Here is a 21,576-nt window from a genome sequence, read left to right on the forward strand (position 1 = left end):
GAGGCCCGCTCCCCAGGGGGAACGGGCCTCTCGTGCGGGGACCACGTCGAGGACGCGGGCCCGCGGGGTGCAGGATCCTGGCGCTAGGCCGAGAAGCGCGGGAACGCCGAGTAGCCGGCGTACACGGCAGCGTCGCCCAGCTCCTCCTCGATGCGGAGCAGCTGGTTGTACTTGGCGACGCGCTCGCTGCGGGCCGGGGCGCCCGTCTTGATCTGCCCGGCGTCGGTGGCGACCGCGAGGTCGGCGATCGTCGTGTCCTCGGTCTCGCCGGAGCGGTGCGACAGGACGGTCGTGTAGCCGCTGCGCTGCGCGAGCGAGACGGCGTCGAGCGACTCGGTCAGCGTGCCGATCTGGTTGACCTTGACGAGGATCGAGTTCGCGGCGCCGGCGGCGATGCCGCGGGCGAGTCGCTCGGGGTTCGTGACGAACAGGTCGTCCCCGACGATCTGCGTCTTCGAGCCGATCTCGCTCGTCAGGTGCGCCCAGCCCTCCCAGTCGTCCTCGTCGAGCGGGTCCTCGATGGTGACGAGCGGGTAGGCCGACACGAGGTCGGCGTAGTAGCCGGCCAGGAACGCGGAGTCGCGCTTCTCGCCCTCGAACGTGTACGAGCCGTCGGAGTAGAACTCGCTCGAGGCGACGTCGAGGCCGAGCGCGATGTCCTTGCCGGGGGTGAAGCCGGCCTTGGTGATCGCCTCGACGAGCAGGTCGAGCGCGGCGCGGTTGCTGTCGAGGTTCGGCGCGAAGCCGCCCTCGTCGCCGAGGCCCGTCGACAGGCCCTTGGACTTCAGCTCGCTCTTGAGGGCGTGGTAGGTCTCGGCGCCCCAGCGGAGTGCGTCGGCGAACGACGTCGCGCCGATCGGCAGGATCATGAACTCCTGGATGTCGACGTTGCTGTCGGCGTGCGAGCCGCCGTTGATGACGTTGAGCATCGGCACGGGCAGGGTGTGCGCGTTCGGGCCGCCCAGGTAGCGGAAGAGCGGCAGGTCGGCCGAGTCGGCAGCGGCGCGGGCCACGGCGAGCGAGACGCCGAGGATGGCGTTCGCCCCGAGGCGCGACTTGTTCTCGGTGCCGTCGAGCTCGATCATGGCGGCGTCGACGAGGCGCTGGTCGGTCGCGTCCATGCCCTCGACCTCGGGGCCGATCTCGTCGATCACGGCGGCGACGGCCTTGAGCACGCCCTTGCCGAGGTAGCGGTCCTTGTCGCCGTCGCGCAGCTCGTAGGCCTCGAAGGCCCCGGTCGATGCGCCCGACGGGACGGCCGCGCGCGACACGGTCCCGTCGTCGAGCAGGACCTCGACCTCGACCGTGGGGTTGCCCCGCGAGTCGAGGATCTCGCGTGCGCCTACTGCGTCGATTTCTGCCACGGATGAACTCCTTAGTCGTCGATGTGCGTGCGGGGCACGCGGTCGTGTCGATCCTAGCCGCGCGGGCCGACGCCGAGCGGGGGCAGGGGCCATGCCCGGCCGGGCTCAGCCCAGGGGCCGCACCTCGAGGTCGTCCAGGGCCTCTCCCCCGCGCACCGCGACGAAGCGCCGGAACCCGGCGGCCGCGAGGGCATCGAGCTGGCCCCCGACGTTCTTGGCCCGCTTCTGCAGCCGGACCCGCGCCTCCCCTCGGGACACCAGCGCCCTCTGCAGGGCCAGCAGCTCGACCGGGGCGACCGCCTTGTCGTGGAGGACGACGAGGCCGTCGTCGTCGGCGTCGTCGAGCTCGACGAGGTCGACGATCCGCTCGAAGCCGAGGGAGAAGCCGGCCGCCGGCACGTCGGTGCCGAGGAACCGCCCGATCATCCCGTCGTAGCGACCGCCCCCGCCGAGCGAGTACGAGAAGTCGGGGTGGGCGACCTCGAAGATGGTGCCCGTGTAGTAGCCCATTCCGCGCACCAGGGTCGGGTCGAGGACGAGGTCGACCTCGGGCAGGGCCGCACGGAGGGCGAGCAGGTCGCCGAACGCCTCCTGGTCGAGCCACGCAGGAGGCGGGGAGGCGGTCGCCGAGTCCCAGGTCGCGTCGCCGAGCTGGGCGAGCTGGTCGGCGATCCCCGGGACGTCCACGCCGATCGAGGCGAGCTGGGCGGCGACGCCCTCGACGCCGATCTTGTCGAGCTTGTCGATCTCGAGCAGCGCACGGTCGTGCAGCTCGGTCGGCACGCCCCAGTGCGAGAGAACGCCGAGCAGCACACGCCGGTCGTTGACCCGGATGGTGGTGCCCTCGAGGCCGAGCGCGGCGAGCACGGCCGTGGTCGCGGAGATCAGCTCGATCTCGGCCAGCTGGCCCGCCTCGCCCAGGATGTCGATGTCGCACTGCACGAACTGCCGGTAGCGCCCCTTCTGCGGCTTCTCCGCGCGCCAGACCGGCGCGATCTGGACGCTGCGGAAGACCGTCGGCAGCTCGGCTCGGTGCGAGGCGTAGAAGCGCGCGAGGGGCACCGTGAGGTCGAACCGGAGACCGAGGTCGGCGAGCTCGAGCGGGGACGCGGCCGCCCGCAGCGCCTCGTCGTCGAGACCGCGACGCAGCACGGCGAAGACCTGCTTCTCGTTGTCGCCGCCGAGGCCCGAGAAGAGGTACTCGCTCGACTCGACGACCGGCGTCTCGATCTCGTCGAAGCCGTGCGCCCGGTAGACCTCGCGGACGACGGAGAGGACCCGCTCACGGCGGCGCTTGTCGGCGGGCAGGAAGTCTCTCATCCCGCGCGGCGGGGTCACGTGTGACGGCATCCGACCATCATCCCAGAGCCCACCATCGACAGGATGCGCCCCGACTTGCCCATATGTCACATTGCGCGTACCGTCATCCGTGCCGGCGGAACGAATCGGGTTGCGCGCCGTCGGCCTGGTGCCTGCCATCCCTGCGGCGAGGCACCGAGACGGGCCGGGTCCCCCGCCCGGCCCGTCCTCCCCCGCCGAGTCAGCGCTGCGCGAGCGCGACGAAGCGCGCACGAGCCGATGCCGCCAGCTCGGACGCCTGATGGACGTCACCCGACAGCACGGCGTCGAGCTGCGCAGCCCACGACACGGCCACGAGCTCCCGAGCCGCCCGTTCAGCATTCGCAGGCGGGACGCCCCTGCCCGTGAGCCACGGGGCGAGATGGGCCCGCCAGCGCTCGGGGGCCCGGCGGGCCGCCCCCTGCTCGTCGCCGGCCACCACCTCGAGCAGCGCCGCCTCCGTCTCGAGGCGACGGAGATCACGACCACGGTCGCTGACCGCAGTCGCCCAGGCGGTCGCCAGGTGCGCCTCGAACGCCGCAGGGTCGAGCGGCTCGACGTCGACGGCCAGGAGGTCGTCGTCACGGGCCACGACCGCCCGGACGATCTCGGCCACGAGCTCCGCCCGGTTGCCGAAGTGGTACACGAAGACGTACGTGCTGACCCCGAGGGCGTCGGCGAGGGTGCGGAAGGACATCGTCGCGAGCGATCTGCCCCTGAGGTGCTCGACGATCTGGCCGAGCAGCTCGGGCTTGCGAGAGGGATCCGGCTTGCGAGGCATCGGCGGCGCTCCTTCGAGTGCCGGCCAGCCCCGCCCTGCGCGGCCCGACCGGTCGTACCGGACGATAACAGAGACGATCTGCCCGTTCGGAGACCTCAGGACCGTGAGACGACACGGTCTGACTTTGACATATCAGCCGACACAGGTTACATTTGGCCAATCGTCATGGTGCTCGCTCTGGTCTGATCCCCGGAACACGCGGGCTCCGTGACGGTGGTGTGGTCAGGTGTCGATTCGTGGCGAGACTCCCGTGTCTTCCCAGGCGCGCGAGTCCCCCGTCGACGTGGCCACGCACGGGCGCCTCCCTGTTCGGGTCAGGGAGGCGCCCCCTCATGTCTCGCGAGCCCGGAGCAGGCCCTCTCGCTCGCGGACTGCCCGGCGGAGTGCGCGCTCGGCGTCGATGCCTGCACGACCGGCCGTGTCCACGACGGCGAGCAGATCTCGTCCCCAGCTCAGCTCGACGTCGGCGTCGTCGGCGGCGCCGGCGGCGTCCGCGGTGTGCGCGCCGACGTCGGCCGGAAGCGCACCCGCCGCGACTCGCCTGCTCTCGAGCTTCTGCGCCCTGGACAGGGCAGGCAGCCCCCGGGGCACGCCGTCGTAGGCGCTCGTCCTGCTCGACTTCTCGACGGCCTTCGCGGCGCTCCAGAGGCGCACGATGTCGTCGACGTCCGCTGCGTTCTCGCCCCCGAAGACGTGCGGGTGCCGACGCACGGTCTTGAGCCGGACGTCGCGCACGACGTCGGCCAGGTCGAAGGCGTCGCCGGAGGCGCGGGCCGCCAACGCCGAGTGCAGGACGACCTGGTAGAGCACGTCGCCCAGCTCCTCCCGCCGGTCGTCGGAGGAGCCGACCTCGATCGCCTCGACCAGCTCGGCGCACTCCTCCACGAGGTAGGTCACGAGCGACTCGTGCGTCTGCGCGCGGTTCCACTCGCAGCCGCCCTGGTCGGCGAGCAGGGCCTCGACCACGTCGGACAGCTCTCGGACCTCGGCCTCGAGCCCTGTGTCGTCGTGCACCGCTCCTCCTCGTCTGACGACCGGTGTCGTCGTGGTGGGGCGGGCGGCCACGAGGGCCGCCCGGGGGGGGGTCAGGCCGTGGGCGCGACCCCGTCGACGGCGGGCCGCGGCACCTCGGCGCCGTAGATGGCCGTCATCAGCTGCTCGACCCAGAGGATGAGCTCGGCGTCGGCCAGCCCCACGCCGTGCCGGACGGGCAGGGGCACGCTGACGGAGTTCGTCTGGCCGAACCAGCGGGCGCCCGGGTACAGGCGCTGCAGGCGCACCTGCATGCTGTCCGCCAGGTCTGCCCCGGCGACCCGCAGGTTGCTGCCCATGACGACGACCTCGCTCAGCCCGGCCTTCTGCGCCGCCCGTCGGAGGCGGGAGACCTCGATCAGCGCGAGCACCGAGGCGGGCGGCGTCCCGTAGCGGTCGGTGAGCTCGTCGAGCACCGAGTCGATCTGATCGTCGCTGGACGTGGGAGCACTGGCGGTCGACAGCTTCTGGTACGCCTCGAGCCGCAGGCGCTCGCTCTCGACGTACTCGTCGGGGATGTGCGCGTCGACTGGCAGCTCGAGTCGCAGCTCGGTCTGGCCCTCGGCCACGTCGCCGCGGAACGCGCCCACCGCCTCGCCGATCATGCGGAGGTAGAGGTCGAAGCCGACGCCCGCGATGTGGCCGGACTGCTCGCCGCCGAGCAGGTTGCCCGCGCCGCGGATCTCCAGGTCCTTCAGGGCCACCTGCATGCCGGCGCCGAGCTCGTTGTTCGCGGCGATCGTCTCCAGCCTGTCCTGCGCGGTCTCGCTGAGCGGCTTGTCCGGGTCGTAGAGGAAGTACGCGTAGCCGCGCTCGCGGCCTCGGCCGACGCGGCCGCGGAGCTGGTGCAGCTGGCTGAGGCCGTACTTGTCGGCGCGGTCGATGATGAGCGTGTTCGCGTTCGCGATGTCGAGGCCGGTCTCGATGATGGTCGTCGACACGAGCACGTCGAACTTGCGCTCCCAGAAGTCGACCATGACCTGCTCGAGGGTGGACTCGGCCATCTGGCCGTGCGCCACCGCGACCCGCGCCTCCGGCACGAGCTCGGCGATCTCGGCCGCGACGCGGTTGATGCTCGAGACGCGGTTATGCACGAAGAACACCTGGCCCTCGCGCAGCAGCTCTCGCCGGATCGCCGCCGCCTTCTGCCGGTCGCCCTCGGGCCCCACGAAGGTGAGGATCGGGTGCCGGTCCTCCGGCGGCGTCGCGAGCGTGGACATCTCGCGGATGCCGGTCACGGCCATCTCGAGCGACCGAGGGATGGGGGTGGCCGACATGGCGAGGATGTCGACGTTCGTCTTGAGCTTCTTCAGGGCGTCCTTGTGCTCGACGCCGAACCGCTGCTCCTCGTCGATGATGACGAGCCCGACGTCCTTGTAGGCGATGCCCTCGCTCAGCAGCCGGTGCGTGCCGATGACCATGTCGACCGTGCCGTCGCCGAGCCCCTTGATCGTCTCCTTGCTCTCCTTCGCGGACTGGAACCGGCTGAGGCTCCTGAGGTGCACGGGGAACCCGGCGAAGCGCTCGCTGAAGGTGTCGAAGTGCTGCTTCACGAGCAGGGTCGTCGGCACGAGCATCACGACCTGCTTGCCGTCCTGGATCGCCTTGAAGGCGGCACGCACGGCCACCTCGGTCTTGCCGTAGCCGACGTCGCCCGAGAGGAGGCGGTCCATGGGGATCGGCCGCTCCATGTCGGCCTTGATCTCGTCGATGGTCGTCAGCTGGTCGGGCGTCTCGGCGAACGGGAACGCCTCCTCGAGCTCGCGCTGCCACGGGGTGTCCGGCGGGAACGCGTGCCCCTTCGACGCCATCCGCGCCGAGTAGAGCTTCACGAGCTCGACCGCGATGTCGCGGACGGCCCGGCGCGCCTTGCTCTTCGCCGAGGCCCAGTCGCTGCCGCCCATCTTGCTGAGCGACGGCGCCTCGCCGCCGACGTACCGGCTGAGCAGGTCGAGCTGGTCGGTGGGGACGTACAGCTTGTCGCCGGGGTAGCCGCGCTTCGACGGGGCGTACTCGAGCACGAGGTACTCGCGGTTGTTCTTGACCGCGTTGCGGCCGCCCGACGAGACCTCGCGGCTGGTCAGCTCGAGGAACTTGCCGATGCCGTGGGTCTGGTGCACGACCACGTCGCCCGGCTTGAGCTGCAGCGGGTCGACGACGTTCTTGCGCCGGCTCGCGAGCTTCTTGACCTGGCGCGAGTCGTAGTTCGCCGACCGGCCGTAGAAGTCGCTCTCGCCGAGGACGGCGATCTTGGCGGACGGCAGCTCGAAGCCCGCCTCCACTCCCCCGGCGACGAGGTGCACGACGCCCTGCTCGAGCTCGTCGGGCAGGGCGTCGACGAGGCGCGCGGCGACCCCCTGCTCGGCGAGCACGTCGCGGGCCCGCTCGACGAGTCCGGTGCCGCGCGCGGTGACGACGACGCTCCAGCCGTCCTGCACCCGGCCGACGACGTGGTCGAGGGCGCCCTCGGCGTGCCCGCTGAAGCTCGGGACGGGAGCAGCCTCGACCCGCACGTAGTCGCCTGCCGCCTGGGCGGCCTCGACGTCGGTGAGGACCTCGCCGGAGTCGAAGCCGCTGAAGGTGAACCACGCACGGTCGCCGGCGGCTGACCGCAGGTCGCGGAGGGCGAGGAAGTCGCCGGCGTCGAGGTCGATCGGCGCGGCCGCGCCGGCCGTCGCGGCGTTCCAGGCCGCGGACAGGAACTCGCGGTTCGTCTCGGCGAGGCTCTGTGCCCTGGACTGCACGCGCTCGGGCGAGAGCACGGCCACGGAGGCGCCCGCCGGCAGGTAGTGGGTGAGCGGCACGAGACGGTCGACCAGGGCGGGCGCCAGCGACTCCATGCCCTCGACCGGGATGCCCTCGGCGATCTTGGCGAGCATCTGGGCGATGCCCGGGAACTCGTGCTGCATCTCTCGCGCGCGCTGGCGCACCGGCGCGGTGAGCAGCATCTCGCGGCTCGGCGGCAGCTCGACGGTGCTGACCACGCCCTCGAGGCTGCGCTGGTCGGCCACGGAGAAGTTGCGGAGCTGATCGACCTCGTCGCCGAAGAAGTCGACCCGCACCGGGTGCTCGGCCGTCGGCGGGAACACGTCGAGGATGCCGCCGCGCACCGCGAACTCGCCGCGACGCGTGACCATGTCGACCCGGGCGTAGGCGAGGTCGACGAGCCTCAGCGCGATGGCCGAGAGGTCGTGGCCACGGTCGCCGATGGTCAGGACGACCGGGTCGATGTCGGCGAGGTTGTCGGAGACGGGCTGCAGGGCCGCACGGACGCCCGCGACGACGACGAGTGGACGCACGGCGGACCCGGCGCCGGCGCCGCCCGCGGAGGCTGCGGCTGCGTCAGCCTCGGCCGACCAGGCAGCCAGGCGACGGAGCGCGTGGATGCGCTTGCCCACCGTCTCGGCGCTCGGGCTGAGTCGCTCGTGCGGCAGCGTCTCCCACGCGGGGAACTCGATCACCTCGGCGTCGGGGACGTAGCTGGCGAGGGACAGGCGGACGGCCTCCGACTCGCGACCGGTGGCGGTGACCACGAGCATGGCCTGGGGCCCGGCGCGTCTGGCGAGCAGCCCCGCGAGGAGCGGCACGCGCAGGCCGTCGACCACCGAGAAGTCGGTGCTGCGGTCGGCCCGGTCGAGGGCAGAGGAGTACGTGGAGGCGCGCGAGAGCGCCTGGATCAAGCCCGCGAGTATCACCCGACAAGGCTACTCGGCACCGCCGACACTGTGCTGGTCGGGTGCCGTGCTGGCCGACACTGTGCCGGTCGGCACCGTGCCGGTCAGGCCTTGGCGGTGTGGAACTTGAGCTGCGCCGCGGTGAGCCCGTCCGAGACGATGAGCTCGACCGCGTCGGCGGCGTCGCCGAGCAGCAACGGCAGCTCTCTGCGCTCGGCCGACGAGAAGGACTTGAGCACGTAGTCGGCTGCGGGCTGGCGGCCGGGCGGTCGACCGATGCCGACGCGCACGCGCAGGAACTCGTTCGAGCCGGTGGCGGCGATGATGTCGCGCAGGCCGTTGTGGCCGCCGTGGCCGCCGCCCTGCTTGAGCTTGATCGAGTCGAAGTCGATGTCGAGCTCGTCGTGCACGACGATGAGCCGCGACACGTCGAGGTCGTAGTACTTGAGCAGCGCCGCCACGGGCCCGCCCGACAGGTTCATGAAGCTGCGAGGAGCGGCGAGGACGAAGCGGGGACCGCCCGGCTGGGTGCGGCCCTCCGCCACGCTCGCGTTGGTGCGGTGGTTCTTGAAGCTCGCCGACAGGCGGTGCGCCAGCTCGGCGAGCACCATCTGACCGACGTTGTGCCGGGTGCCGGCGTAGTCGGGCCCGGGGTTGCCGAGCCCGACCACGAGCCACTGCGAGTCGTCCACGGGATGGTCCTCCTCGGGAGACACGGCGGGGCTGTCAGGCGATCGGTGTGGGTGCGGGTGGTGCGGGTGGTGCGGGTGGTGCGGGTGCTTCGACCCGTACTACTCGGAGCGCTCTTCGTCCTCGATCGAGGGCACGTCGCCCTCGGCCTCGGCTGCCTCGCCCGACTCGTCGTCGACGGCGTCCGTGGTGAGGTCGAGCTGGGGGACGGAGACGCTCGTGATGAGCACCTCGGCGTCGGTGACGAGCGCGGCGCCCTCGGGGAGGACGACGTCGGAGGCGTGCACCTGCGCGCCGTCCTCGAGGCCCTCGATCGAGACGACGACCGACTGCGGGATCGCGGTGGCCGACACCTCGAGCGTGATGGCGTTGAGCTCGACGACGTGGATCGTGCCGGGAGCGGACTCGCCCTCGATGTGCACGGGGACGTCCACCTCGACCTTCTCGCCCTGACGCACGACGATGAGGTCGATGTGCTCGATGACCTGCTTCACCGGGTCGCGCTGGATGTCCTTGACGAGGGCGAGCTGCTTCGTGCCCTCGATGTCGAGCGTGATGAGGGCGTTCGAGCGACGGGTGATGAGCATCGTCTCGTGGCCGGGCAGCGTGACGTGCTGCGGGTCGGTGCCGTGACCGTAGATGACCGCCGGGATCTGGTCCTTCGCGCGGATCTTGCGGGCCGCGCCCTTGCCGAAGCTGGTGCGGACGAGAGCGGACAGGGTGTTGTCGTCAGCCATGGTGTCTCCGTTTCTGCGGGCCTCGCGGCCCGGGATGTGTGGGGGTCGATGTCAACTCGAACGCAGATCGCGTGAGGAGGGACCTCGCAGCCGTGGGGACGATGTCACGAGACCGAGTGCCTGCCTACCGCGTCGATAACGGGTGCCGGAGCACCCCTCGCCGAAGTCGACCCCCACGTTACAGGCCGCCCGGGCGTGTCGCCAACCCGGGGGCGAGCTGGGGCCCTCGAGAGCGCGCTCAGCGCCCCCGGAGCTCGACCAGCGCCTCCGCCACGATCTCGTCCGGACCGGCCGAGACGTCGACGTCGGACCCGGGCTCGTCCTCGCCGAGCGGCTCGAGGGTCGCGAACTGCGACTCCATCAGCCCGGGCGGCATGAAGTGACCCTTGCGGGCCTTCTGCCTCTCCGCCACGAGCTCGCGCACACCGGTCAGGTGCACGAACCTGAGGCGCGGGTCGCCTCCCCTGAGCACGTCGCGGTAGCTCCGCTTGAGGGCAGAGCAGGCGACGACGACGCCGTCCTCCCCCGCGTCGCGGATGCGCTGCGCGACGATCTCGAGCCAAGGGGCACGGTCGTCGTCGTCGAGGGCGTGGCCGGCTGCCATCTTGTCGCGGTTCGCCTTCGGATGCAGGTCGTCGGCGTCGACGAACGGCACGCCGGCGGTGCGGGCGAGGAGCTCGCCGACCGTGGACTTGCCGGAGCCGGACACCCCCATCACGACGACGGGCGGGATCTGAGCGGGCTGCGGGGTCGCGGGCTGCGGAGTCTCAGGCACGGGGACCTCTCGGTGTCGGGGACGGCGGCGTCCCGACCAGCGTAGACGCGCCTCCTCGTGTCGTCCGCGCCCTGCCAGAGCCTGTCAGCGGCGCAGGCCCGAGGCATAGTCTGCGAGCGTCATCGACCGCAAGGAGGCACCGTGACCGACCACGGAGAACAGTCCACCCCCACCGCCCAGGCGAACATCGGAGTCGTCGGCCTGGCCGTCATGGGCTCGAACCTCGCCCGCAACCTCGCCAGCCGCGAGGGCAACACCGTCGCCGTCTACAACCGGTCGCCCGAGCGCACCGACACCCTCATGAGCGAGCACGGCGACGCCGGCTTCGTCGCCTCGAAGTCGATCGAGGACTTCGCCGCCTCGCTGCAGAAGCCGCGCACCGCGATCATCATGGTGCAGGCAGGCAAGGGCACCGACGCCGTCATCGACCAGCTCGCCGACCTCTTCGAGGAGGGCGACATCATCGTCGACGGCGGCAACGCCAACTTCCAGGACACGAGGAGGCGGGAGGCAGCTCTCAAGGAGCGCGGCCTGAACTTCGTCGGCGCCGGCATCTCCGGCGGCGAGGAGGGCGCCCTCAAGGGCCCGTCGATCATGCCCGGCGGCTCGAAGGAGGCGTACGAGACGCTCGGCCCGATCCTCTCGTCGATCGCCGCGGTCGCCGAGGGCGAGCCCTGCGTCACCCACATCGGCTCCGACGGCGCCGGCCACTTCGTCAAGATGATCCACAACGGCATCGAGTACGCCGACATGCAGCTCATCGCCGAGTCGTACGACCTGCTCCGTCGCGTCGGCGGCCACGAGCCGGCCGACATCGCCGCCGTGTTCGAGGAGTGGAACGAGGGCGAGCTCGAGTCGTACCTGATCGAGATCACCGCAGAGGTGCTGCGCCAGGTCGACGCCAAGACCGGCGGCCCGCTCGTCGACTCCATCGTCGACGCTGCCGGCTCGAAGGGCACCGGCGTCTGGACCGTGCAGAACAGCGTCGGCCTGGGCGTGCCCGTCGGCGGCATCGCCGAGGCCGTCTTCGCCCGCGCCGTCTCGTCGAAGCCCGACCAGCGCGCCGCCGTGCAGGCGACCCTGCAGGGCCGACCCGAGGTGCAGGATGCGGGCGACGGCTTCGAGGACGACGTGCAGAAGGCGCTCTACGCCTCGAAGATCGTGGCCTACGCCCAGGGCTTCGACGCGATCATCGCGGGCGCGCTCGAGTACGACTGGGACATCGACAAGGGCGCCGTGGCGAAGATCTGGCGCGGCGGCTGCATCATCCGCGCGCAGTTCCTCAACCGCATCGTCGAGGCGTACGAGAAGGACAGCACCATCGCGACCCTGCTCGAGGACGACTACTTCGCCGCCGCCGTCCGCGACGGCGAGCAGGCCTGGCGCCGCATCGTCGCCAAGGCGGCCCTCTCGGGGATCCCCGTGCCCGGGTTCGCTTCGGCGCTGTCGTACTACGACTCGCTCGCGTCGGAGCGCCTCCCCGCCGCCCTCATCCAGGGACAGCGCGACTTCTTCGGCGCGCACACCTACGAGCGGGTCGGCGAGGACGGCGTGTTCCACACGCTGTGGTCGGGCGACCGCTCGGAGATCGAGACGGAGCCGTCGACGCACTGACGTCGGCGCGACTCGACGCCGGGTCGCGGTGTCGCAGGCGAGAAGGGACGAGGCAGGCGCAGGACCGCGCCTGCCTCGTCCCTTCTCGCCGTCGGCGCGGCCGTGCGGCCGCGCGCGGACCGGGCGGTCAGTCGGCGGGCGTCGCGCCGGGCAGCGTCGCCGTGGCGGCGGCCAGCACGAACGGGTCTTGGCAGCCGCGGGCGTAGCCCCGGATGCGGCGGTCGATGTCCCGTTGCAGGACGACCGCGCCGACGCGCTCGGCGATCGGTGCCAGCCACGACGGGCGGCAGGTGAAGTTGTAGCGCCAGGTGGCGGCGGTGCTGCCGGGGTCGCCCTCGACCGGCTTGAAGCGCCACCCGCCGCCCATGCGGGCGAAGAACCACGGGCCCGTCGTCATCGCGAAGCCGACGTTGGTGGGCGGGGCGAACGAGACGTACTCGCTCTCCATCCGGAAGCCGAAGCGCTGCACCGTCAGCGTGCGGACTCCCTTGGCCGGCCGCGTGGCGCCGTCGAGGAAGTGCTGGTGCCGGATGAACGGGTCCCAGCGGAGCCGCGCCTCCCCCGTCGTCTGCGACACGGCGAAGGCGAGCTCCGGGGTGACGGGGACGACGCAGCGCGACTCGACGACGGGCACGAGATGACGCCTACGCGGCGCCGTCGAACATCGACGTGACCGAGCCGTTGTCGAAGACCTCGTGGATCGCACGGGCGATCAGCGGGGCGATCGGCAGGATCTCGAGCTTGTCGAACTTCTGGTGGTCGGTCAGCGGCAGGGTGTCCGTGACGACGACCGAGTCGATGAAGTCGCTGCTGAGGATCTCGGGCGCCGGGTCGCTGAAGACCGCGTGGGTGGCCGCGACGACGACGCCGATCGCGCCGGCGGCCTTGAGCGCCTCGGCGGCCTTGACGATGGTGCGGCCCGTGTCGATCAGGTCGTCGACGAGCAGGCAGACGCGGCCCTCGACCTCGCCCACGATCTCGTGCACGGTGACCTGGTTCGGCACCAGCGGGTCGCGGCGCTTGTGGATGATGGCGAGGGGCGCGTCGAGCTTCTCGCTCCAGATGTCGGCGACGCGGACGCGGCCCATGTCGGGCGAGACCACGGTGAGGGTGCTGTTGTCGAGCTTGGTGCGGAAGTGCTCGAGCAGCACTGGCATCGCGAAGAGGTGGTCGACGGGGCCGTCGAAGAATCCCTGGATCTGGGGAGCGTGCAGGTCGACGCTCATGATGCGGTGCGCGCCGGCGGCCTTGAACAGGTCGGCGACGAGACGGGCCGAGATCGGCTCGCGACCACGGCCCTTCTTGTCCTGTCGGGCGTACGGGTAGAACGGCGCCACGACCGTGATGCGCTTCGCCGAGGCGCGCTTGAGGGCGTCGACCATGATCAGCTGCTCCATGAGCCACTCGTTGATCGGTGCCGAGTGCGACTGGATCACGAACGCGTCGGCGCCGCGGACGCTCTCGTCGTACCGGGCGTACAGCTCGCCGTTCGCGAAGGTGCGGGCGTCGGTCGGGATCAGCTCGGAGCCGAGCTCCGACGCGATCTGGTTCGCCAGGTCGGGGTGCGCACGCCCCGAGACCAGAACGAGTCGGTTCTCGCCGGTGATCTTGATTCCGGACACGTCACTCGCTCTCCGGCCCCTGGGGGCCAACCCGACAGGGGTCAGTCGGTCGTTCGTTCGGCGCGGGCGGCGGCCTCGGCCGCCGCGGAGCCGGGGCGGTTCGCCTCGACCCATCCGCTCGCATTGCGCTGTGGGGCGATGCTCAACGCCAGCGCGCCGGCCGGTACGTCCTTGCGGACGACCGTCCCTGCGCCTGAGTACGCTCCGTCGCCAATCCTAACGGGGGCGACGAACACGTTGTGCGACCCGGTGCGCACGTTCGACCCGACCTCGGTGCGGTGCTTGTTCACCCCGTCGTAGTTCGCCGTGATGGTGCCGGCGCCGATGTTGCTGTCCGTGCCGACCTCGGTGTCGCCGATGTAGCTGAGGTGCGGCACCTTCGAGCCCGCGCCGATCTCGGCGTTCTTCGTCTCGACGAAGGTGCCGATCTTGCCGCCCTCGCCGAGCACGGTGCCGGGACGCAGGTACGAGAACGGCCCCACGGAGGCGCGGGCCCCGATCACGGCGAGGGTCGCGTCGGTGCGCTTCACGACCGCGCCCTCGCCGACCTCGGTGTCGACGAGCGTCGTGTCGGGACCGACCACGGCACCCGCCGCGACGTAGGTGGCGCCCTTCAGCTGGGTGCCGGGCAGCAGCTCGACGTCAGGGCTGAGGGCGACGTCGCGGTCGATCCAGGTGGTCTGCGGGTCGACGATGCTGACGCCCTCGCGCTGCCAGTGCTCGACGATGCGGTCGTTCAGGCGGCGGGCCGCCGCGGCGAGCTGCACCCGGTCGTTGATGCCCTCGAGGCGCCAGGTCTCGTCGACGGCACGGGCGGAGACGCGCTCGCCGGCCGCGGTGAGCAGCCCGACGACGTCGGTCACGTACTTCTCGTTCTGCGTGTTGGCCGAGCCGACGCGGGGCAGATGGGTGCGAAGTGCCGCGACGGTGAAGGCGTAGGTGCCGGAGTTGATCTCGCGCAGCTGCCGCTCCTCCTCGGTGGCGTCCTTGTGCTCGACGATGCGGTCGACGTCGCCCGACGAACGGCGGACCACGCGGCCGTAGCCGTGCGCGTCGGGGAGGACGGCCGACAGCAGCGTCGCGGCCGCCGCCTCCTCGCGGTGCTGCTCGAGGAGAGCGCCGAGGGTGGCGTGGTCGAGGAACGGCACGTCGGCGCTGACGACGACGACGTCGCCCTCGAAGTCGGCGGGCAGCGCCTCGACGGCCTGCTCGACGGCGCGGCCGGTGCCGGGGATCTCGTCCTGGTCGACGATCACGGCGCCGGGCGTCGTCTCGACGATGCTCGTCACGACCAGGTCACGCTCGTGCCGCACGACGGCGACGAGGTGTTGCGGCTGCAGCGCCCCCGCGGTCTCGAGCACGTGCTGGATCAGCGGCAGGCCTGCCAGCCTGTGCAGCACCTTCGGCGTCGAGGACTTCATGCGCGTGCCCTGCCCTGCGGCGAGGACGACGACGGCGAGGCTGCGTTCGGGCATGGTGCTCCTAGAGGTGGGGGCGTGCGGCGATCATCGGCGATCCTCCCACGGCGTCGCAGGAGGCGCAGGTCGGCCTCGCGTGCCCGGTGCGGCAGGGCGGGGCGGAGGAGCGGAGGCTGTGGAGGGGAGACGTCAGCTGCGGGCGGCGCGCACGACGGCCGCGGTGCCGCCGATCGTCACGGCGTCCTCGAGCAGGGCGACGACGAGGTCGGGCAGGCCGGTCTTCTCGACGAGGGCCTTGCGGCCGAGGTAGCCGGCGAAACTGCCGACGACCGCGCCCGCGGCACCGACCAGGGCGCCCTGGACGCCGCGCTCAGCACGGAGGTCGGTGGTGCCCATCGCGAAGCCCACGACGGCACCGGCGGCGATCCGACCGAAGATCGCGCCGCCCGAGATGCGGCTGGGCGTCGAGGGCAGCTTGTCGCCGACGAGCTCGCCCGCGCCGGCGGCCACGAACACGGCACGGCCGACCGACGAGCGGAACACCGCCCACTCCTGCCAGCTGCCGGTGAGGGTGCGGCTGTCGCGGCTGAGGGCGAGGGCCGCGAGCGGCGTGGCCGAGCGGGAGCCGGTGAGGACGCCGAGCAGTGCGGCGCGGGCGAGCGGGGAGAGCGTGGTGGTCGACATGGCCGCAGGCTACCGAGGGCGGCGGCCGCCGGTCCGGATCGGACTCCGGGACCAGCGCCTCCTGCGGCCCCCTGCTGCTCGTCGGCCCGTCTGCTCCGCCACCAGGATTCGAACCTGGACCTAACAGCTCCAAAGGCTGTCGTGCTGCCGTTACACCATGGCGGACCGCGCTCGCGGCGCAGGGTCGATTCTGTCAGACGCCGCCCGCGCCGTCGCTGCCGCCGCCGCCTGCCGCCGGCGCCCGCTGCCGCCGCGGCCGCCCGCTGCCGCTCCACTTCTCGTCGAGGGCGGGTCAGCGTCGTCGAGGGCGGGTCGGCGCGGACCCGCCCTCGACCACGCTGACCGGCCCTCGACGTGTGGGAGGAGGAGCGCTGCCATGATGTGCAGATGCCCGAGGCCGATCGACACGACGCGCACGCGATCCGCGACGCCGCCGAGGCGGGGAGCGCCGGCACGGTCCGCGACGCCTCCGAGACCACGAGCACCGGCGAGCCGCGCGACGAGGTCGACCGGATCGTCTCGGCCTGGTCGCACGAGCGGCCCGACCTCGACTTCGCCCCGCTGCACGTGCTCTCGCGCGTCGGCCGCCTCGCCAAGCACCTCGACCGAGCCCGCCGGGACGCCTTCGTCGCCAGCGACCTCGAGCAGTGGGAGTTCGACGTGCTCTCCGCGCTCCGCCGGGCGGGCGGGCCCTACGAGCTGAGCCCGAAGGCCCTGCTGCAGCAGACGCTCGTCTCGAGCGGCACCATGACGAACCGGATCGACCGGCTCGTCGCACGCGGCCTCGTCGAGCGGCGCACCGACCCGAACGACGGTCGGGGCGTCCGTGCACGACTGACCCAGGCAGGAGGCGACGCGGTCGACGCGGCGATCGAGCGCCTCCTCGCTGCCGAGCGCCGCCTCCTCGCGGACCTCGGCCCGGCCGACGAGCAGCGGCTCGGCGACCTGCTGCGCCGCCTCAGCCTGACGCTCGGCGACTGACCCGGCTGACCCGCGCCAGTCGGCGAGTGGTCAGTTGCTGTCGCTCCACGCCTCCGGAACGACACGAACTGACCACTCGGCCGGCTAGCCCGCCAGCCCGCCACCCCGCAGCCAGCTACGCGAGCAGCTCGCTCAGCTCGAGCCAGCGCACCTCGAGCTCGGCCGTCTTGTGGTCGAGCGCGGTCAGCTTCGCCTGCAGCGCCGCGAGGCCGTCGAAGTCCGACTGGTCGAAGCCCGCGAACTGCTCGAGCAGGCCGCTGCGCTCGGTCGCCGACTTGGCGAGCTTGCGGTCGATCGACCCGAGCTCCTTCTCGGCGTTGCGCTTCTCGGCGCCCGACAGGCCCGAGGCGGCAGCCGCGGCGGCGACCGACGACTGCGCGCCCTGCACCGCGGTCGGCCGGTCGGTCGCGCCGCCCTGGGTGTCGGTGGCCTGCTTGCGCAGCGCGAGGTACTGGTCGACGCCGCCGGGCAGGTGCCGGAACTGCCCGTCGAGCACCGCGTACTGCTGGTCGGTGACGCGCTCGAGCAGGTACCGGTCGTGCGAGACGACGAGCAGGGTTCCGGGCCAGCCGTCGAGCAGGTCCTCCATGGCGGCGAGCATGTCGGTGTCGAGGTCGTTCGTGGGCTCGTCGAGGATGAGCACGTTCGGCTCGTTCAGCAGGATGAGCAGGAACTGCAGGCGGCGCTTCTGCCCGCCCGACAGGTCCTTGATGGGCGTCTGCAGCTGCGCGCTGGTGAAGCCGAGGCGCTCGAGCAGCTGCCCCGGCGTCATCTCCTTGCCGGCCGTGACGTAGGAGGTGCGCTGCCGGCCGATCAGGTCGTTCACCTTCTCGTTCGCCACCTCGTGCAGGTCGGCGAGCTGCTGGTCGAGGATCGCGAACTTGACCGTCTTGCCCTGCTTGACCCGCCCCTCCGTCGGCTGCAGCTCGCCCGTGACGACCTTCAGCAGCGTCGACTTGCCGGCCCCGTTGACGCCCAGCACGCCGGTGCGCTCGCCGGGGGCGATGCGCCACTCGACGCCGTGCAGCACCCGCCTGTCGCCGAACGAGACACCGACCTCGACGAGGTCGACGACGTCCTTGCCGAGCCGGGCGGTCGCCATCTGCGACAGCGCGACGGTGTCGCGAGCGGGCGGCTCGTCGGCGATCAGCTCGTTCGCCGCGTCGATGCGGAACTTGGGCTTGGTCGACCGCGCCGGGGCGCCGCGACGGAGCCACGCCAGTTCTTTCCGCATCAGGTTCTGGCGCTTCGACTCCGACGCCGCGGCCGAGCGGTCGCGCTCGACGCGCTGCAGCACGTAGGCCGCGTAGCCGCCCTCGAAGGGCTCGACGATGCCGTCGTGCACCTCCCACGTGTCGGTCGAGACCTCGTCGAGGAACCACCGGTCGTGGGTCACGACGACGAGCGCGCCCGAGGAGGGAGACCACCGGCGACGGAGGTGCTCGGCCAGCCAGGCCACGCCCTCGACGTCGAGGTGGTTGGTGGGCTCGTCGAGGAACAGCACATCCCAGTCGCCGACGAGGAGGCGCGCGAGGGCCACCCGACGACGCTGGCCGCCCGAGAGGTCGCCGAGCCGCGCCTCCCACGGGATGTCGGTCGCGAGGCCGGAGATGACGTCGCGGATGCGGGCGTCGCCCGCCCACTCGTGCTCGTCGCGGTCGCCGACGATCATGCGGCCGACGGTGTCGTCGTCGGGCAGCACGTCGCGCTGGTCGAGCATGCCGATGGTGAGGCCGCGGCGGGTCGTGACCCTGCCGTCGTCGGGCTCGAGGCGACCGGCGAGCACGGACATCAGGGTCGACTTGCCGTCGCCGTTGCGGCCGACGACGCCGATGCGGGAGCCCTCGTCGATGCCGAGGGTCACCCCGTCGAGGACGACCTTGGTCGGGAATTCGAGCTTGAGGTTCTCTGCGCCTAGTAGGTGTGCCACCCAACGAGCGTAGGCGACGGCGGCTGACCGGCGGGACCGGGCCGCCCACGGCCCTCGCGGAGCCGTGCGCCGACGCTCAGCCCAGCGAGGCCGTCCACTCGTCGGGGCCGTCCGTGAACGCCTGGCGCTTCCAGATCGGCAGGCGCTCCTTGACCAGGTCGACGAGCGCCGCGCAGGCGTCGAAGGCCTCGGCCCGGTGAGGCGAGGCGACGGCGCAGGCGAGCGCGACGTCGCCGATGTCGAGGTCGCCGACGCGGTGCTGCACGGCGATCGTGACGGCGGGGTGCTCGGCAGCGATCTGCTCGGCGACCGCGCCCATGACGTCGCCGGCCGACGGGTGCCGCTCGTAGTGCAGAGCGGTCACGTCGCGGCCGCCGTCGTGGTCGCGGACGACGCCCTCGAACGTCACGACCGCCCCGGAGGCGCGGCTCTCGACGATCAGGGAGCACTCCGCTGCCGACAGCACCGTCTCGACCACCTCGGCGAGCAGCACGCGCCCGCTGGGGCCGGTCGGGGTCGCCACCGCGTCGGGGTCCCCTCCCTCGGCCTCGAGGACGGCGTCGGCGGCTGCCTCTTCTCCCGCGGCACTGAGGGCAGGGCCCTCGCCGGGTCGTGCGCTGTCGAGGGAGTCAGTCATGAGCGCCTCCGGAGAGCTGGTCGAGCAGGTGGTCGATCAGGGGGTCGAGGACGGCGAGGCCGTCGCGCACTCCCCCGCGGGAGCCGGGCAGGTTGACGACGACGGTACGGCCGGCGACCCCGGCGAGGCCTCTCGAGAGCACGGCCGTGGGGGTTGCTGCGGTGCCGCGCCTCCTCAGCTCCTCGGCGATGCCGGGGATCTCGCGGTCCAGCAGCGGAGCGGTCTGCTCGGGGGTGCGGTCGGTGGGCGTGAGGCCGGTGCCGCCGGTGGTGAGGACGACGTCGACGCCCTGCGCGACCGCTGCGGCGAGCGCCTCGCCCACGGGGGCTCCGTCGGCGACGACGACCGGCTCGTCCGCCAGCCAGCCGCGGGCGGCGAACCAGTCGCGGATCACCGGGCCGGTGAGGTCGGGCGACGTCCCGGCGGCGGCTCGGGTGGAGGCGACGACCACGACGGCGCGCCGCGGGCCCCCGGCAGGCTGCTCGGCGGCGGGCGGCGTCGTCGTCATCTCGCCCACGCCCCGCTCTTGCCGCCGCTCTTCTGGAGCACCTTGACGTCGCCGATCACGGCGAGGTGGTCGACGGCCTTGATCATGTCGAAGAGGGTGAGGGCCGCGACGGTGGCGGCGGTCAGCGCCTCCATCTCGACTCCCGTGACGCCTCGGGTCCGGACGCGCGCGACGACGGTGACCGACGCCTCCTCGGCTCCGGTCTCGGCCCCGGCGTCGGTCTCGAAGTCGACCGTGATCGCGCCGAGCGGCAGGGGGTGGCAGAGCGGGATGAGGGCCGGCGTCTGCTTCGCGGCCATGATGCCGGCGATGCGCGCGGTGCCGAGCGCCTCGCCCTTGGGCAGCGTGCCGTCGACCAGGCGGGCGACGACGTCGGGCCGTGTCGTCAGCACGGCCTGCGCGGCGGCTTCGCGGCTGGTCTCGGCCTTGCCCGTGACGTCGACCATGTGGGCCGATCCGTCGGCCCGGACGTGGGTGAGGTCGCCGACCGGCTGCTGCCCGGTCGACGCGGGCGGGGCGCCGTGCGCATCGTCACTCATCGAGCGTCCAGACTACGACCTCGTCGCCCTCGTCGAGCCGGTCGACGCCGACCGGCACGTGCACGAGCACGGTCGCCGCGGCGTGCGCGGCCAGGAGGTGCGAGCTCGGGCCGCCCACGAGCACGACCCGTCCGTCGACGTCGAGACGCCCCCGCCGGAGCTGGTGCTTGCCGACGGGCGAGTCGGCTGCCTCGCCCATCGGCGCCGTGCGGTGTCGGCGCGGCTCGCCGACGCCGGTGGCGTCGTGCAGCACCGGCCGCAGGAACGCCTCGAACGAGACGAGCGCGCTGACCGGGTTCCCCGGGAAGCAGACGACGGGCAGGCGGCGGTCGTGCACGGCGATCGTGCCCCAGCCCTGCGGGCCGCCGGGCTGCATCGCCACGTGCCCGAAGACCACGCCCGCCGTCTCGAAGGCGTCGCGGACGACCTCGTACGCGCCGGCGCTGACGCCTCCGGTCGTCAGCACGAGGTCGACCGACCCGGCGTGCCGGGCCACGACGGCGAGCAGCGCGTCGGCGTCGTCGGAGACGCGCTCGACGACCACGTCGGCGCCGACGTCGACCAGGGCGGCAGCGAGGCCGGCGCCGTTGGCGTCGTGGATCGTCCCGGGCACGAGCACGGCACCGGGCGCGCTCAGCTCTTCGCCCGTCGACACCAGCAGGAGGCGCGGGCGGCGGACGACCTCGACGGTCGCGAGCCCGGAGGCGGCCAGCACCCCCCAGCGCGCGGGGGTCAGCACCGTGCCGGCGCGCAGCAGGACGCTGCCGGCGGAGACGTCGCTGCCGGCGGCGCGGACGAAGGTCCCCTCGGCCACGGGGCCCTGCAGGACGACGCGGGCGCTGCTGCCCGCGGCGGGGAACGCGGCCGGGTCGGCGCGCTCGATCGGGACGACGGCGACGGCGCCCTCGGGGACCGCGGCGCCGGTCATGATCGGCGCGGCGGTGCCGGGGCGGAGGGCGGGACCGGTACGGCCTGCCGGGATCGGGTCGACGACCACCAGGTCGAGGTCGCCGGAGCGGGCGGCGTCGGGGGCGGCGAGGGCGTAGCCGTCCATCTGCGAGTTGGCGAAGGGCGGCAGGTCGAGCGGCGCGACGACGTCGGCGGCGAGGACGCGTCGGCGGTGCCGCTCGGGCTCGGCCGCGATGCGGGCCGGGTCGACGGGCAGCGACTCCACAGGTCGCAGCGCCAGCGCCTCCTCCACCAGTGCCCGGACGACGCTCTGGTGCTGCTCGACTGTGCGCACGGGTTCCTC

The 21,576-nt window shown here is 72.4% G+C and carries 19 protein-coding genes and 1 tRNA gene; 2 read left to right on the forward strand and 18 right to left on the reverse strand.

What is annotated here, in order from left to right; genetic code table 11:
- Positions 1 to 83: 83 nt before the first annotated feature.
- From eno to JOE35_RS12820, 8 genes are all read right to left on the reverse strand, one after another.
- Positions 84 to 1,364, reverse strand: a complete 1,281-nt coding sequence (eno, locus tag JOE35_RS12785; RefSeq protein ID WP_209561380.1) for a phosphopyruvate hydratase — start codon at positions 1,362 to 1,364, stop codon at positions 84 to 86.
- A gap of 105 nt (positions 1,365 to 1,469) precedes the next feature.
- Positions 1,470 to 2,714: a histidine--tRNA ligase gene (hisS, locus tag JOE35_RS12790; protein ID WP_209561381.1), complete on the reverse strand. Its 1,245-nt coding sequence runs from the start codon at positions 2,712 to 2,714 to the stop codon at positions 1,470 to 1,472.
- A 190-nt stretch (positions 2,715 to 2,904) separates the two neighbouring features.
- A complete protein-coding gene (locus JOE35_RS12795; protein WP_209561382.1) occupies positions 2,905 to 3,483 on the reverse strand; it encodes a TetR/AcrR family transcriptional regulator in 579 nt (192 codons plus the stop codon).
- Positions 3,484 to 3,813: 330 nt separating this feature from the next.
- Positions 3,814 to 4,497 carry a MazG nucleotide pyrophosphohydrolase domain-containing protein gene (locus tag JOE35_RS12800; protein ID WP_209561383.1) on the reverse strand — a complete coding sequence of 228 codons (684 nt, stop codon included), beginning with the start codon at positions 4,495 to 4,497 and terminating at the stop codon, positions 3,814 to 3,816.
- A gap of 71 nt (positions 4,498 to 4,568) precedes the next feature.
- Complete coding sequence (mfd, locus tag JOE35_RS12805; RefSeq protein ID WP_209561384.1) at positions 4,569 to 8,210, reverse strand: transcription-repair coupling factor; 3,642 nt, start codon at positions 8,208 to 8,210, stop codon at positions 4,569 to 4,571.
- Positions 8,211 to 8,293: 83 nt separating this feature from the next.
- Positions 8,294 to 8,881: an aminoacyl-tRNA hydrolase gene (pth, locus tag JOE35_RS12810; RefSeq protein ID WP_209561385.1), complete on the reverse strand. Its 588-nt coding sequence runs from the start codon at positions 8,879 to 8,881 to the stop codon at positions 8,294 to 8,296.
- 99 nt (positions 8,882 to 8,980) lie between these two features.
- A complete protein-coding gene (locus JOE35_RS12815; RefSeq protein WP_209561386.1) occupies positions 8,981 to 9,616 on the reverse strand; it encodes a 50S ribosomal protein L25/general stress protein Ctc in 636 nt (211 codons plus the stop codon).
- 238 nt (positions 9,617 to 9,854) lie between these two features.
- Entirely contained in the window at positions 9,855 to 10,391 is a 537-nt protein-coding gene (locus JOE35_RS12820; protein WP_307803079.1) for a gluconokinase, read from the reverse strand.
- A 210-nt stretch (positions 10,392 to 10,601) separates the two neighbouring features.
- On the opposite strand from JOE35_RS12820, the gene gndA reads away from it, so the two are divergent.
- Positions 10,602 to 12,005, forward strand: a complete 1,404-nt coding sequence (gene gndA, locus JOE35_RS12825; protein WP_245186688.1) for an NADP-dependent phosphogluconate dehydrogenase — start codon at positions 10,602 to 10,604, stop codon at positions 12,003 to 12,005.
- Between the two features lie 127 nt (positions 12,006 to 12,132).
- On the opposite strand, the gene JOE35_RS12830 is transcribed toward gndA, so the two are convergent.
- From JOE35_RS12830 to JOE35_RS12850, 5 genes are all read right to left on the reverse strand, one after another.
- A complete protein-coding gene (locus JOE35_RS12830; protein WP_209561388.1) occupies positions 12,133 to 12,639 on the reverse strand; it encodes an SRPBCC family protein in 507 nt (168 codons plus the stop codon).
- A 10-nt stretch (positions 12,640 to 12,649) separates the two neighbouring features.
- Positions 12,650 to 13,627 (reverse strand): ribose-phosphate diphosphokinase, encoded by a 978-nt coding sequence (locus JOE35_RS12835; protein WP_209561389.1) that lies wholly within the window; start codon positions 13,625 to 13,627, stop codon positions 12,650 to 12,652.
- Positions 13,628 to 13,668: 41 nt separating this feature from the next.
- Positions 13,669 to 15,102 (reverse strand): bifunctional UDP-N-acetylglucosamine diphosphorylase/glucosamine-1-phosphate N-acetyltransferase GlmU, encoded by a 1,434-nt coding sequence (gene glmU, locus JOE35_RS12840; RefSeq protein ID WP_209561390.1) that lies wholly within the window; start codon positions 15,100 to 15,102, stop codon positions 13,669 to 13,671.
- 132 nt (positions 15,103 to 15,234) lie between these two features.
- Positions 15,235 to 15,729, reverse strand: a complete 495-nt coding sequence (locus JOE35_RS12845; RefSeq protein WP_209561391.1) for a hypothetical protein — start codon at positions 15,727 to 15,729, stop codon at positions 15,235 to 15,237.
- Positions 15,730 to 15,822: 93 nt separating this feature from the next.
- Positions 15,823 to 15,894: transfer RNA gene (locus JOE35_RS12850), tRNA-Gln, on the reverse strand.
- 222 nt (positions 15,895 to 16,116) lie between these two features.
- Between JOE35_RS12850 and JOE35_RS12855 the strand changes: the two genes are divergently transcribed.
- Entirely contained in the window at positions 16,117 to 16,710 is a 594-nt protein-coding gene (locus JOE35_RS12855; protein ID WP_209561392.1) for a MarR family winged helix-turn-helix transcriptional regulator, read from the forward strand.
- A 115-nt stretch (positions 16,711 to 16,825) separates the two neighbouring features.
- Here JOE35_RS12855 and JOE35_RS12860 read toward each other — a convergent pair whose 3' ends face one another.
- From JOE35_RS12860 to glp, 5 genes are all read right to left on the reverse strand, one after another.
- The gene (locus JOE35_RS12860) at positions 16,826 to 18,640 is read right to left on the reverse strand and encodes an ABC-F family ATP-binding cassette domain-containing protein (protein WP_209561393.1); all 1,815 of its coding nucleotides are present in this window, start codon (positions 18,638 to 18,640) and stop codon (positions 16,826 to 16,828) included.
- A gap of 76 nt (positions 18,641 to 18,716) precedes the next feature.
- Entirely contained in the window at positions 18,717 to 19,277 is a 561-nt protein-coding gene (locus JOE35_RS12865) for a molybdenum cofactor biosynthesis protein MoaE (protein WP_209561394.1), read from the reverse strand.
- On the reverse strand, positions 19,270 to 19,785 hold the full coding sequence (locus tag JOE35_RS12870; protein ID WP_209562064.1) for a molybdenum cofactor biosynthesis protein B: 516 nt from the start codon (positions 19,783 to 19,785) through the stop codon (positions 19,270 to 19,272). The genes JOE35_RS12865 and JOE35_RS12870 overlap by 8 nt, the downstream gene beginning before the upstream one ends.
- Entirely contained in the window at positions 19,782 to 20,324 is a 543-nt protein-coding gene (gene moaC / locus JOE35_RS12875) for a cyclic pyranopterin monophosphate synthase MoaC (protein WP_209561395.1), read from the reverse strand. Before moaC ends, JOE35_RS12870 begins: the two co-directional genes overlap by 4 nt.
- Positions 20,317 to 21,567 (reverse strand): gephyrin-like molybdotransferase Glp, encoded by a 1,251-nt coding sequence (gene glp / locus JOE35_RS12880; protein WP_209561396.1) that lies wholly within the window; start codon positions 21,565 to 21,567, stop codon positions 20,317 to 20,319. Before glp ends, moaC begins: the two co-directional genes overlap by 8 nt.
- Between the last annotated feature and the right edge of the window lie 9 nt (positions 21,568 to 21,576).

This window comes from Frigoribacterium sp. PvP032 (assembly GCF_017833035.1).
Taxonomy (GTDB): domain Bacteria; phylum Actinomycetota; class Actinomycetes; order Actinomycetales; family Microbacteriaceae; genus Frigoribacterium.